Raw genomic sequence first — 13496 nt, 5'->3', positions numbered from 1 at the left:
AACATTTTTAAAATCAAATTTGAATTTGAAAGATGAATATTGATGAGCAAAAAGATGAAGTTATTTTTTTCAGAATTAAGAGTGAAAAGAAGAAAGATTGGAAAAAAATCTGTTCCAATAAACAAATTTCCCTGACTAGTCTAATCATCAATTCCGTAGAGAATAGAATGATGGATGACGAGAGACGAAAAGTATTGGCGTTCATTGAAAAACAGGATAACATCTTCGGAAAAATTGAAAATAATATCAATCAGGTAGCAAAAATAGCAAATGGTCAAAAATTTATCAGCGAAAATAAACTCAGAAATTTTTCGGATAAGTTATCAGAGATCATAATTCTGAAAAAAGAACAGAACGAAATCTTTACAAAAATCTATGCAAAGCTATCAAGATGATTGTTAAGATCATGGATCCGGCAGGTCCGAGTTTTCCAGGAGTTCATTATAACGATAAGAAAATTGATAAAGGCATTGGAGAATTAATGCTGATGAAAAATTTTCCTTCATTCATTAACGAATCAAGCAGCAAGCAAGAAGTAAGAAACTATTTAAGAGCTATTTCAATCGGGAATAAAAAAGTGTTGAAGCCTCAATTTCACGCGATGATCTCTACAAAATTTCAAGGGCATTCGAAAGAAGAGCTTACTAAGATAACGGAGAATTTTATGGATGAAATGAAATATGGCGAACAGCCTTTCATTGTGGTTTTTCATAAGGATACAGATAATAATCACGTACACATTGTTTCAACCCGGGTTGATAAACAGACAGGGAAAAAGATCAATGACAGTTATGAAAGGCTTAAAGCCCAAAAAGCATTAAGCGTTACAATGGAAAAATTATATGGTCAGAAACCGGAAGAAGAACTGGAAAAGCTGCTGAACTACAAAATAAGTTCGCTTGATCAGTTGGAAACTCTACTCAGCAGAAATGGTTACAAGATAGGCAAAAACACAAGTGATGAAAATTCTTTTAACATTTTAAAAAACGGAGTAAACCAAAAATCTATTAGAGGGGATCAGATTGTTTTTGATAACAGCAAAAATGAAAAAAGGGCTAAGCAGATGAAAGCCATATTAAGCAAATACAAAGAATTGTATTCCAATAAGGTTTTTAAAGTGGTGGATAATAGAAAAAATGAAGCAGTGCTTCCAAAAGAGAAGACTACTGACGGAGGAAATGATTCAAAAATGAAGATTGCCTTTGAAAGCGAGCTCCAAAAAAAGCTGAAAGATGTTTTCGGGATCGATATGGTTTTTCATCATAAAGAAGATAAAAATCCTTTCGGCTACACCGTGATCGACCATAAAACAGGAGAAGTATACAAAGGAAGTGATATTATGAAAATGAATGAAGTATTTGAATTTACTTCTGACAAGGTGGATAAGAAGACTTTTGAAATACTGAAGGATTATAATATTCGCAGCCAGGAAACAAAAAAGATCCTGCTTGAATTTTTTAAGAAGAATAATCCGGAAGCAGAAATCAAGGACTTTATGCTTTTTGAAAACCGAGGGAAGAAAGATTTGGAAACCTACCGAAAAGTCCAGTTTGAAGTAAAGGACTTTATTAGAAATAACAAAAACACAAATGATGAAAAAAAAGATATTTCTATAACAAAAGGCGAAGATGGAAAGCTGTATGCTGTTCATACCAGATTTCATTACGTGGGTGAACTTCAACCATTAATCGGAGAAAAGGAATATCAAAAATTTCTGAATCCCATAAGCGTCAATGAAGTGCAGACAGAAAACCGGACTGAAAATAATGAAAAAACAGAATTAAACAAAGCCGTCAACGAAATGCTTTTTGAGTTGATGAAAAGTTCGGGAACTGCAAAAGACCCTGCCGAAAATGAACTCAAAAAAAGACGAAAAAAGAGACGATAAAGTTGATGGAAAAATCATCTTCAGTCCAATAAAAATCAACTAAAACCTATGATCATCACATTTGCTACCCAAAAAGGAGGAACCGGAAAAACGACATTAGCCATCGCTTTTGCCAATTACATTACCGCACTTTCAGAAAGAAAACTCAATGTTTTCGATTTTGATTATCAGAAATCATTCTATCACAAATGGAAAGAAGATGAGCTATTGGACATTCCAAAATTGTACGATGTAGAAATTATTGGCGAGGAAGAAGAGCAGCCTTTTTCAGACTTTGAAACTCTCATTAATTTAAAAGAAAGCGATGAGATCAATCTCTTTGATTTGGCCGGAACGCTCGATGCAAAATACAGTGATTTGCTCATATACAGTGATTTTATCGTAACACCTTTTGAGTATTCCGATGTTTCTGTAAAATCGACTTTGGTCTTCATCAATATGCTGGGACTACTGGAAAGTGAGGCCGAAAGAATATTTATCCGTTCCAAATATGATAAAGGCTACAAGTATCTGAATCAGGAAGCAATGGACATTGAGCTCGCAAAATATGGAATGCTGCTGCCAAGCCCGGTATTTAAAAGAAACTGCCTACAAACTATTAATACCAGAAGCCTTATAGGCAAGCAAAAATATGCAGTAGAACATACATTCGATGAACTTATAAAATATATCAATGAAACCTCAAAAATCAAAATACAAGTGATTAAAAAGAGGTAAAAAATCAAAGATTCAATACCAACAAACGACAACGATTGACTGACAACTAAATCAATAAAAAATGATAAAAATTTCACTTACTATTCTGGCTGTTTACGTGTTGTATTATGCAGGTAACATTGTATACGATCTGTTTCTGAAGAAAGAAAAAGAAACCTATAAAGAAGAGACGGAGGAATTTTCTTTGTCCGAAATTTCCGAACAGTACGAAGATCTTACTGCAACTATAGGGATTGAAGATGTAGAAAATCTCAACACTCCCAAGTCCTTTAATAAAAATGTAATCCATTCTGATATCACTGAAGGAAATGAAGAACGACAAGATCTGGAGTATTTAAGAAAACAATTTGAATCTGAACAAGATCTGGATGAATTCGATAATCCATCAAAAAAGGATTTTACCGAAATTGAAAACCAATCACATCCTGAAAATGCTGAATCAAGCGAAGAGTATTTTGAACAAAAGGAAAAAATATCAACCGAAAAGGAAAATCAGAAACCTAATGAAGTGATTAGCGAAAACCCGATCACGGTTAGTGCAGACCAGAAAACTTCCAGAATTAAAGATTGGAAGGCGATGCTGAATCTTTCTGAAACCCTGGTTCAATTGGTTGCAAATCACGATGGATATAAGGTTTATCAATCCATTATGTAGTTAGTCAACTTAAACAAAATCTAACGTACTGATTATTAGACTTAACAGCGGATTTCCATCCGTTGTCCGGGACTTCTATGCCCAAAATTTAACACTCAATTGATTATTAACCCTTTATAAATTTTTTGAATTATGATGAAAAATTTTTTCACAAAAAACGTGACAACAAAGAAAGTTCTAACCCTAGCCTTGGCAATTATGGCGATAACTCCAGCATTTGCACAAGGTGGTGCAACCGCTATTTCAAATGCCGCAAGTGATATCACTGATTATTGGGATCCGGTCAAGCTGATTTTGAAAGCAGTAGGAGGATTGGTCGGTTTTATCGGAGGTCTCCGAGTGTATAATAAATGGACGAATGGTGACCAGGACGTCAACAAAGAGATCCTTGGTTATGGGGGAGCAATGATCTTCTTGATTGTAGTTCCGGAATTCGTAACAGCATTCTTTGCCTAATATGGGATTCTACCTTTATAAGGGGCTGAAAAAGCCCCTTATATTCTTCGGACTCAAAGGGAAATATATCTTTTACGCAGTTGGTGTCATCGGAGGCGGGGTCATTTCAGCATTGGTACTCTCGAAGTTCGGTCTCTTAGGCTCTTTACTTGGTCTTGCAGTCACCGCAGGCGGAGTTTATCTTATCTTCAGAAGACAGGACAAATATGGTTTGTATGACAAAACCAAAAACTTCGATCACATCTTAATTTTTCCCAAAAGGTTAGACAGTAATAAACTTTTAAAGAATGGCAACAACAAAAAAACAGGCATTTAGCATTCCTTTTATCGGATATGATCTTGGAAAGGATTTCAATTGGGATTTTGATGTACTTTTCGGACAATACGGAAACCCTATTATCGGGATCAAGATAAAAAACATTGTCGAGCAATATTCGGCAGATCCTGACAGCTATCTCACTTTCCACACGGTTTTAAATCAGGTGGTATCAATCATTGGAGAAGGAAGAATTGTTCAGAAGCTCGATATTTTTTCAAAAAAGAAATATTCAGCCGAACAATCCAACCAATTTCTACAACAAAAATATTCGGAACATTTTGACGGCAGACTTTTCAAAACCATTGAAACGGTTCTGTTCTTTACCGATATTATTGATGACAAGCTGAAAAAGAAAAATAAGCATTACAATTTCTCTGAAAAAAGCTATAAAGAACTACGGGACAAATGTCAGAAAGTATTGATGCTTTTGAAGCAGAATGACTGTGAACCGCAGTTTTTGTTTGAGAAAGATTTTGAATATTATATATCAGGTGTTTTGTCGATGCAATTTTCCGATTCTCCCATATTTGATAATATCAAAAGCACCAACGAATTTTTGCAGATCGGAAACAGGTTTGTAAAAAATATTTCCTACGTGGATGTAGAAAATATTGATCTTCCTTCAGAAATTGAGCCTTACTCTGTTCTCGGCGGTAACGGTGCAGCAGCAGAAACAGCAGTTGATAATTTTAGTTTTATCAATGAACTAGAAGATTATGAGACCATTGTCTACAATCAGATCATTACGATTCCGCTTCAGGCACAACAGCAGAGGGAACTCGACAAAAAAAAGAAAAAGCACGAAGGAGCAGCCAACAATTCTCCGTCCAACGCCATTATAGCAGATGAAATCCAGACCCTGCTTCATAACATAGCCATTGACGGACAGCTCGTTGTCAATGCTCATTTTTCAATCCTTTTTTCAGCACAGACACTGGAGAAAATGGAAAATATTCAGTCAATGATTGAAAACAAGCTTTTTACGAAAGGAATCATTGTTTCTAAAAACGCTTATAACCAATTGGAACTCTTTCGGTCAGCTATTCCGGGCAATGGAACAGAACTTAGGGAGTATGATTTATTTATGACGACAAGCGAAGCGGCCTTGTGTTTTTTTTTTAAGGAAAGTTACCCCGTCAATGAAGAGTCCAATTTCTACCTGAGATTCACCGACAGACAAGGTGTTCCGCTAAAAGTTGACCCATCGGATCTACCGATGAAAACAGGAAGAATAAACAACAGGAACAAGTTTGTATTAGGACCGTCAGGTTCGGGGAAATCATTCCTGATGAACAATATTATTGAGCAGTATTTGACCTACAATTATGACGTGGTCATTGTTGATACAGGAGATTCGTATTCGGGAACGTGCAAATATAAGGGAGGCAGATACATCCAATACACTGAAGAAAAACCAATCACGATGAATCCTTTTCTTATGGATCAAAAAGAATTTAATATCGAAAAAATAGAATTTTTAACCAACCTGATCTTCTTGATTTGGCAAGGTCCGGATTCTTCAATGTCTTCCGCACAAAAATCCATTTTAGACAATGTGTTGATGTCGTTTTACCACGGGTATTTCAATGCTGGAACTCGATGGTATGAAAATAAAACTTCTGAAGAACTGATTCTATATCTCGGAAAATACAACATTCACGAAGATGATCTATTCACGGAATATGAGAATGAAGCAAAAGGACAGCATACTTACTATGACATTTTGGGAATTACTTTCGATGCCAGTTCCGATGAAATAAAGGAAGCGGGAAGAAAATTATTGAAATTCTATCATCCTGATAAGAACATCAATAACCCGGAATATGAAAGCGAAAATTTCTATAAAGTGTATGAAGCGTATGACACGCTGAACGATGAAGAAAGAAGGAAAATATACAATGAAACGCAGTTGATTTTAATCAAGTCGAATGACATCATCAGGCAACCCCGATCAGCAGAAGAATGGAATGAATCCTTTAGAAAAGCCATCATCAGGAAAATAAAAGAACTGGAAGAAAAGCTGGTTGTAACAGAACTTTCGTTCAATGGGTTTTATGATTATTGCGATCAATTTCTTCCTATTTACCTGAATAATAAAAAACATAATATTATAGAGAAAGAGTTTAATCTGCGCACCTTTTTATTTGTACTGAAAGATTTTTACAAAGGCGGAAGGTACGGAACAACGCTCAATGAAAGTGCAGATAATACGCTGTTCGATGAATCTTTCATCGTTTTTGAAATTGATAATGTAAAAGATAATCCCAAGCTCTTTCCGATAGTAACGCTCATTATTATGGACACTTTCATTCAGAAAATGAGACTCAGAAAAGACCGCAGAAAAGCCTTAATAATCGAAGAAGCATGGAAGGCCATTGCTAGTAAATTGATGGGTGGATACATTCTTTATTTATATAAAACGGTGAGGAAATTTTGGGGAGAAGCGGTGGTGGTAACGCAGGAACTGGATGACATTATTGGAAATGCAGTGGTTAAAGATTCCATCATCAACAATTCGGATACATTTATTTTGCTTGACCAGACGAAGTTCAAAGACAACTTTGATAAAATCGCTTCATTGCTATCGCTCAATAAAGTAGAGCAAAACAAGATTTTTACCATCAACAATCTCAACAACAAATTCGGGAGAAGCCGATTCAAAGAATTTTACTTAAAAAGAGGTTCAAAAGGAGAGGTCTATGGAAATGAAGTTTCGCTTGAACAATATCTCACCTACACTACAGAAAAACCGGAAAAATCGGCAGTTGAATATTATGTGCACCAATACGGAGACTATGATGAAGCATTGCGCAGAATAGTTGGTGATTTAAAAACCTTCGGAGACAGTCTGGAAAACTTAGTGTCACTCGTGAATTTATACCAAAATCCTTTAGATCAAAAAATCAATTCCTTTTATAGAATGATGAAAAAAGAGAACAAAGGAAAGAATGTTTTTAAAATCATTTCACAGCAACTGGAAGACCGTAATATCAGTTTTTCAGAATTAATCAGTAAACAAAATTACGCTTATGAAAACGTTTAAACCTATAAATTTCCCAAGAGGATTTCGTCACGTTTCATCTCTGGCGAACCATATTATATTGAAGGTTTTTCTACTAATTTTCTCCCTCTGGGGGACAATGGGATTCGCCCAAAACACCTACATCGACCCTACGGTAACAGCGGCAATGATTCTTTATTCTGAAAATCTAAAAGCCAAGCAGAACGAAGTCATTGAGGAAACTTCAAAATTAAAGGACGCACAGACCTGGGTGGGAACACAGATGGTAGCGGCTAATGACATTCAGAATAAAATTCTGAAGGGTTTAAAAGAGGTTTCCGGCACTTTACAAAATGGAATCCAAGCACAGGAAATCTACTCTGAGCTCAATAAATGTTATGCTTATTCATCACAAGTGGTACAACTAGCATCAGAACATCCTGAGTATGCCATTTTTGGGGTGAAAGCTTCACAAAAAACGTATGAGCAAAGTCTAAAGATTGTTACCGACGTTTCTGATATTCTCGCTTCCGGAGAGCTGAATCTTGCAACAGCAGGAGACCGCTACAAAATTCTTCATAATATTTCCGGTAATGTGAAAAATCTGAAGCTTTGGCTTTTAGCAATCAAACTGCGATTAGAAAAAGCAAACCGATTGGGATTCTGGAATTCTATTAATCCATTTGCCGGATATATCAATACAGACAAAGCTATTGTTGAAAATATAATGAACCGGTATAAACGGAATTTTTAAATTTTTCTATGATGAAATCGAAAAATGAGATTCGCCGACCTTACGGTGGCAAAAATAAAATTGTTGTCAGTTTGCTTATTCCTCTAGTTTATTTGGTATTGAGATCCTCCGGTGGTGGGTCTACCCCTGCATGGCAACAGGAAAATGTTTCATTTCCGATGATGGATATAGAAATCAATGCCACGATGAAAGAACACGACAGGCAAAAAGAAATGCGACAAAAACAAATTGCGAATGCCACCGTAGAAACGGCCAACAGAAACCAATGGAACAATTTTAAAGAAAAAATCACCAAAGTTCAGGACAGATTGCGAATTGTTTCATTTGCCATTCAAGCGATACCCACCGGAATAGCAATGAGCAGGGAAATAACCAAAATAACAAACAATCAGACTGCTATTATCAATGAAATAAACGATGCTCCCTATTCCATTATCGCTGTTTTGCCTTCTCAGGTTCAGTTTGTTGATGATCTGCAAATGGTAACACGGCTGGTAACCGGGATCATTTTGTCTTACGGAGCCATCAACCAAATGGAAAAATCAGAACGTAAAGTATTATTAGACTATGCTTTGGGTGAAGTAAAGGCGATAAGCAGAAATTCTACCCATATGCTTTTAAAGATAAGGGATATTAAAGCCAAGGTAAAACGTAACAAAAGAGCCTTTCAATATTATGTCAACAGGGATAAGCAAGTAGTTGAAAGCATCATGGATAACATTAAATCTTTCTAAAATGAAAAAAATATTTTTTTCCGGAGTTTTTTTCTTCTCTGTTGCATCTGTAAAAAGCCAGCAAATAGTGATTAACGACAAACTTCTGTCACAGATCACCGTAAACCACGGTGTTCGATTAGGAAGCGAACAGGCTTTTCTGGATTCCTATGAAAAGCAAAAAGAATTGTATGATGATATCAACAATAAAATCACGCAGATCATTGCGATTCAGGAATACATCTATCAACAACTGAAAAATGTGAATTCAGCCTTGACCCAGAGCAAAAAACTCATTTATCTCTATCAATATTTGGGTAAAATAGTAACGAACTCCAATAAAATGCTGGATCTATCAGCACAGCATCCTGAATATTCGGTACTCATTTCAAAATATTATGTTGAAATCGGGAAGCAGACGACGAAACTTCAGCAGGAAGTTACGCAGGACATTCTAAATGAGGAAAAAGATTTTCTAATGGACGCAATGGATAGGGAAATGCTGATTGAAAAGATTTTTACAAGGGTCAGAAATATCAACGGAAATATTCTGTACATCAATTTACGATTAGAGAATGCCAAGAAAATCCCTTATCTGTATCAGGTTCCGGTGCTTCGTAATTACATCAATATAGACAAAGCCATTGTTGGCGACATCATCACCAAATACCATTACCTCTTTAATTAAAAAATTATGGAAAATCTACTAAAAAAAATCAGCCTATTTCAGTTCATCTTGATTACAGGCAGTGTGTTTGGACAAGTCAGCGTCAAGAGATTAAATGATCCTTCCATTGTTGCCCAGCATAAAAGAATGGTCTTTCAAGATTGGGGAGATTGGAGACCATATCCAAAATACTTTTTAGGAATCCAAACCAATTTTGCCTACGCAACGGTGTGGGGAATTTGGGCTCCAAAAATCAACAGGGATTATAAGGATGGGGAAGACATTCGTCCATTAAAACCGACAGGAGTTCAAAATCAAAGGTTTGCCCAGCTAAAGTTTCAAGAGGAAGAAGCAAAAAAGATAAAAGCAGCTTCAGATACCATTCATAAAAGGAGCGTTCAGGATTTTGCCCATTGGACGTCCGCTACTGTCGATGCCGATCCTCTTTGGCTATTGTATTACAAACGAATGCTAAAACCTATTACTGAATTTCCCGATACACCTCAAAATTTTATCGAGTGGCGACTGAAAGACCTGCAAACGTTTGAAACACTCAGCTCAACAGGAGCATTAAAAAGACTTCAGGAAGAACTGGATCTCATCAAAGAAAAATATTCAATGTCCAGAAGTATGGATATGCCAAGGGGAAAAAGGTTCATTATGTACCACGAAACCCTTATCAAATGGCGAAAATTTGTTCAGGAATTAAGGAAGCACAACAACAAGACAACACTTCTTACAGATTACAAGAATATTCTGAAAAACCATTCAAATTTTGCTTTGCCACCTGCGTGGACACCTTCATCAGACGGGCAGATTGTTCAAAATATAATGAACCACTACAAACACCGATATTAAAAATGAATAAAACGATAACATTAACTTTTTGCCTATTAGCAATTCTTTTACCTGTAATGGGTTTCGCCCAGACAGACGGCGATTACAGTAATCTACTCCAATTTTTAAAAGGAGATGGCGCTTTTGAAAAATGGTTTATGGAGGTTTTTACCAAATTAGACAATAGTGTACAAGATAGCGCCGCCGGATCTGCTTTGGTAGGAAAAGCAATAGGCGGCTTAGGCGCTCTCATGTACCTTGGATATATGGGTTGGCAAATGGCGGCCGGAGATAGAGAATGGGAAATCACTCCAATGCTGAAACCAATTCTTATCGGATTTACGCTTGTTTATTGGAGTGGATTTGTCAGTATGATTCAAGCGCCATTTGAGGCCATTGCCGAACCCGGAATCTCAATTTTCAGCGAAATCGAATCGGAAGTCAATGATCTACGGGTTGAAAGATTTAAAAAACAGCAACAATTATTGGATGCTGTTATAAAACTGAAAGCGGAAGAAGATGCGAAGCAGGAAGTCATTGAGAATACCACTGAAGATGCTGATGATTCGTGGTTTGATATCAGTGAGGGATTGGATAAATTGATTCAGCCTATCAAAGAATGGTCAATACGAATGGAATTCCAAATGCAAAAATTAGTCGCAGAACTCATTGAGTTTTGTTGCCTTTCCATTCTTAGGATTTGTGTATATCTCATTTTCTTCATTCAAAAAATATGGTCTTACATTTTAATCATTTTAGGACCGATAGCTGTTGGAATGGCTCTTATTCCCGGATTTGAAAATTCATTATACAGTTGGGTATCAAAATTCATCAACATTAATCTTTACACTTTTGTTGCCTATACGATCATCAACATCGGTCAGCAATTGATCGCTTCCGGTTATACAATGGAGATCGAAAGGTATGATACCTTATTATCCAATGGAACCATTACCAACTTAGACGCTTTGATGGTCTATGTGAGCAACTCCGGAATGATCTACAATCAGCTTTTCACCTGTGTTGCCTATGTTGTTACGGGAATCGGAGTACTAATGACCCCAACCATTGCAGACAGTATTGTTTCTGCAGGAGGGGCGGGAGCAATGACGAAAATGAAAAGTGCAGCAGGAAAAATGGCAAGCAGTGCTAAAACAGCAATATTGGCTGCCAAAACAGGAGGAGCTTCTGTAGCAGCAAGTGCAGCAGCAGGTTCAGCATCAGGCAGAGTTCAAAGAGCGATGAAAAAAGGAAAATAAATGTTGTACGAATGACCAACAACCAAACATTATCAACCAACAACTAAAATAAAGATGCTTATCAAAAATATAGAACAAAGAATCAAGATCAACAAGGTCATTTCTTTATCCACCATTGCTTTTGCTGTTTTCATTGTCATTGCCGGATTTTTCTTTGCATACAGAATGATCGAGGATTCCAGAAAATCAATTTACATTTTAGACAATGGCGTTCCGGTTCTTGCCAAGCAGACTGATGTCCTGCTGAACCGACCTGTTGAATATAAAGCTCAAATTGAATTATTCCACAGATTGTTTTTCACACTCGCTCCCGATGATACCTATATCAAGGATAATATTCAAAAGTCATTGTATCTTATTGATGACAGCGGAAAAAAGGAATATACGAACCTAAGGGAAAAAGGATTTTACAATCAAATAATAGCTTCCAGTTCGATGGTCAGTATCCATACCGATTCGATTACGCTTAGTATGGAACAAAAGAAATTTAGCTTTTTCGGTAAGCAGATGATCACAAGAAAATCTTCTGTCATTACGAGGAAGCTCATCACCGAAGGTTTCTTTGAAGACATCATCAGAAGTCCCAATAATCCTCACGGTGTGATTCTTAAAAACTGGCGAATCATCAATAACGAGGAACTGTCCAATCAAAATAAAAATTCTTACTAAAATGGAAACTACATTAAAACAAAAGGGTCAGAAATGGCTGCAGTGGGCAGTTCAAAATCCAAAGAAATTCTTCACGTATTCAATGATTCTACTGTCGGTTTCATTTATAGGGTCTCTAATTCAAGGTATCTTTTTCCCTTCCGAAACAGCATTTAAAATAAGACCTCCGGTTCTCTATTCTAAAAATAAGTCGAGTCAAAATCTATCTGTCAACAATGATAAAGAGATGGAAAAAATAGTACAAGAACTGAAAACTTTAAAAGTGAAAAGAGACAAAAACGCACTGAAAAAAGAAGACAGTTTACGAATTGACTACTTGTTCAACCAATACCAAAAATTAAAAAATGGACATTAAAAAAATAAATTTTAAAGAAAAAAAATATGTTCTGCCTCTTTTGGCTCTGCCATTTCTTTTTCTTTTCGGCTACGTAGGAGCACAGTTTCTCAAAGAAGATACTTCTGAAAAAAATAAACCAAAAGAATTGTTACTATCACTCGGCGATACGCAAGATTCCATTATGACCAAAAATGATGCGTATGATGCTTTTTTCAAAAAAGAGGATAACAGAACGATGCTTGGTGGTTTGGATAAAGAAGAAGATAGTTTATTGAACTATGATGACCAATTGTCACTGGACCAAAAAAGAAAAATTGACTCCTTAAAAGCAGAAAACGGAAGACAAAACAGATACCAGGCAAAAGAAAATCAATCCTCGTATTACAAACCAAATCAATCACAGAGGGATGACAAAGATTACAACAGGTCTTCAGAAATCATTAAAATGCTGAATGACAAATCTTACGGGAACCAAGAAGATAAATACGCAGATAGACCAAAAGAAAAGACACAAAGTGTCCAACCAGACCCTGTAAAATATCTGAAAGAACAAATGCTCGTGATGGATTCTTTAGAAAAATCCCGTGATCCTGAGTACCAAAGTAAACTCGCAGCAGAACAAAAACTGAAGTCCAATAAAGAGAAAATGGAAGATTTTCTTAATTCAACTTTCAATGTGAGCAAATCCGGAATCAACAGTGGTTTCAATGCTTTCTATAAGGAGAAAGAAAACAGCTTTATCAAAGCGGTCATTGACGAAAATAACAAAGGCTTTCTTGGAAGCAGGATTAGGTTCCGATTGTTGGAAGACATCTTTGTCGGGAACAAAAAAATAATCAAAGGTTCGATATTATACGGACAAATCTCAGGATTTTCAATGCAGAGAGTCAATCTCAACATTGTATCTGTATTCACAAAAGGAGAAATCTATCCTGTCAATCTTTCGATTTATGATGTTGACGGGATGAAGGGATTGTACGTTCCGCAAAGCGTTTTCAGAGATATGATGCGGGAAATGGGAAGTAACTCAGTACAAGGAACTCAGATGGATATGGGCGGAAAAGGATTTTTCTCAAGCATTGGATCCAGCCTGTTTACATCAACATCTAAATCTATTGCCAACCTGATCAAAGAAAATAAAGCAAAACTGAAATACAACTCATATGTCTTTTTGATCGACGAAAATCAATTGAAAGATTCACAAAACCAACAAAAAAAATAAAA

At 36.2% G+C, this 13496-nt stretch carries 15 protein-coding genes; all 15 read left to right on the top strand.

The window, feature by feature from the left end:
- Positions 1 to 32: 32 nt before the first annotated feature.
- The 15 genes from BMW64_RS08180 (at position 33) to traM (ending at position 13494) form a co-directional block, all read left to right on the top strand.
- A complete protein-coding gene (locus tag BMW64_RS08180; RefSeq protein WP_034975947.1) occupies positions 33 to 395 on the top strand; it encodes a hypothetical protein in 363 nt (120 codons plus the stop codon).
- Positions 392 to 1888: a relaxase/mobilization nuclease domain-containing protein gene (locus BMW64_RS08175; protein WP_034975946.1), complete on the top strand. Its 1497-nt coding sequence runs from the start codon at positions 392 to 394 to the stop codon at positions 1886 to 1888. The genes BMW64_RS08180 and BMW64_RS08175 overlap by 4 nt, the downstream gene beginning before the upstream one ends.
- 48 nt (positions 1889 to 1936) lie before the next feature.
- Complete coding sequence (locus BMW64_RS08170; RefSeq protein ID WP_040995592.1) at positions 1937 to 2605, top strand: ParA family protein; 669 nt, start codon at positions 1937 to 1939, stop codon at positions 2603 to 2605.
- A 61-nt stretch (positions 2606 to 2666) separates the two neighbouring features.
- A complete protein-coding gene (locus tag BMW64_RS08165; RefSeq protein WP_072410587.1) occupies positions 2667 to 3260 on the top strand; it encodes a hypothetical protein in 594 nt (197 codons plus the stop codon).
- A 135-nt stretch (positions 3261 to 3395) separates the two neighbouring features.
- Positions 3396 to 3716 carry a DUF4134 domain-containing protein gene (locus BMW64_RS08160; RefSeq protein ID WP_371462110.1) on the top strand — a complete coding sequence of 107 codons (321 nt, stop codon included), beginning with the start codon at positions 3396 to 3398 and terminating at the stop codon, positions 3714 to 3716.
- A gap of 1 nt (position 3717) precedes the next feature.
- Positions 3718 to 4032, top strand: coding sequence for a DUF4133 domain-containing protein (locus BMW64_RS08155; protein ID WP_034975939.1), 315 nt, complete (start codon positions 3718 to 3720; stop codon positions 4030 to 4032).
- On the top strand, positions 4004 to 7078 hold the full coding sequence (locus BMW64_RS08150) for a TraG family conjugative transposon ATPase (RefSeq protein ID WP_072410589.1): 3075 nt from the start codon (positions 4004 to 4006) through the stop codon (positions 7076 to 7078). Before BMW64_RS08155 ends, BMW64_RS08150 begins: the two co-directional genes overlap by 29 nt.
- Positions 7065 to 7790, top strand: a complete 726-nt coding sequence (locus BMW64_RS08145; RefSeq protein ID WP_228400879.1) for a hypothetical protein — start codon at positions 7065 to 7067, stop codon at positions 7788 to 7790. The genes BMW64_RS08150 and BMW64_RS08145 overlap by 14 nt, the downstream gene beginning before the upstream one ends.
- A gap of 8 nt (positions 7791 to 7798) precedes the next feature.
- Complete coding sequence (locus BMW64_RS08140) at positions 7799 to 8524, top strand: hypothetical protein (RefSeq protein WP_228400878.1); 726 nt, start codon at positions 7799 to 7801, stop codon at positions 8522 to 8524.
- 1 nt (position 8525) lies between these two features.
- Positions 8526 to 9191 carry a hypothetical protein gene (locus BMW64_RS08135; RefSeq protein ID WP_072410593.1) on the top strand — a complete coding sequence of 222 codons (666 nt, stop codon included), beginning with the start codon at positions 8526 to 8528 and terminating at the stop codon, positions 9189 to 9191.
- Positions 9192 to 9197: 6 nt separating this feature from the next.
- Positions 9198 to 10028, top strand: coding sequence for a hypothetical protein (locus tag BMW64_RS08130; RefSeq protein ID WP_028123315.1), 831 nt, complete (start codon positions 9198 to 9200; stop codon positions 10026 to 10028).
- 2 nt (positions 10029 to 10030) lie between these two features.
- A complete protein-coding gene (locus BMW64_RS08125; RefSeq protein WP_072410596.1) occupies positions 10031 to 11266 on the top strand; it encodes a hypothetical protein in 1236 nt (411 codons plus the stop codon).
- A gap of 54 nt (positions 11267 to 11320) precedes the next feature.
- Positions 11321 to 11935, top strand: a complete 615-nt coding sequence (gene traK, locus BMW64_RS08120) for a conjugative transposon protein TraK (protein WP_034975926.1) — start codon at positions 11321 to 11323, stop codon at positions 11933 to 11935.
- Position 11936: 1 nt separating this feature from the next.
- Positions 11937 to 12290, top strand: a complete 354-nt coding sequence (locus tag BMW64_RS08115) for a hypothetical protein (protein WP_028123304.1) — start codon at positions 11937 to 11939, stop codon at positions 12288 to 12290.
- Positions 12286 to 13494 carry a conjugative transposon protein TraM gene (gene traM, locus BMW64_RS08110; protein ID WP_089999706.1) on the top strand — a complete coding sequence of 403 codons (1209 nt, stop codon included), beginning with the start codon at positions 12286 to 12288 and terminating at the stop codon, positions 13492 to 13494. Before BMW64_RS08115 ends, traM begins: the two co-directional genes overlap by 5 nt.
- Positions 13495 to 13496: the final 2 nt, after the last annotated feature.

Source organism: Chryseobacterium taichungense, from assembly GCF_900109935.1.
GTDB classification, from domain to species: Bacteria; Bacteroidota; Bacteroidia; order Flavobacteriales; family Weeksellaceae; genus Chryseobacterium; species Chryseobacterium taichungense.
Note: the sequence above shows the minus strand (reverse complement) of the source record. Positions and strands in the feature narration are given on the sequence as shown.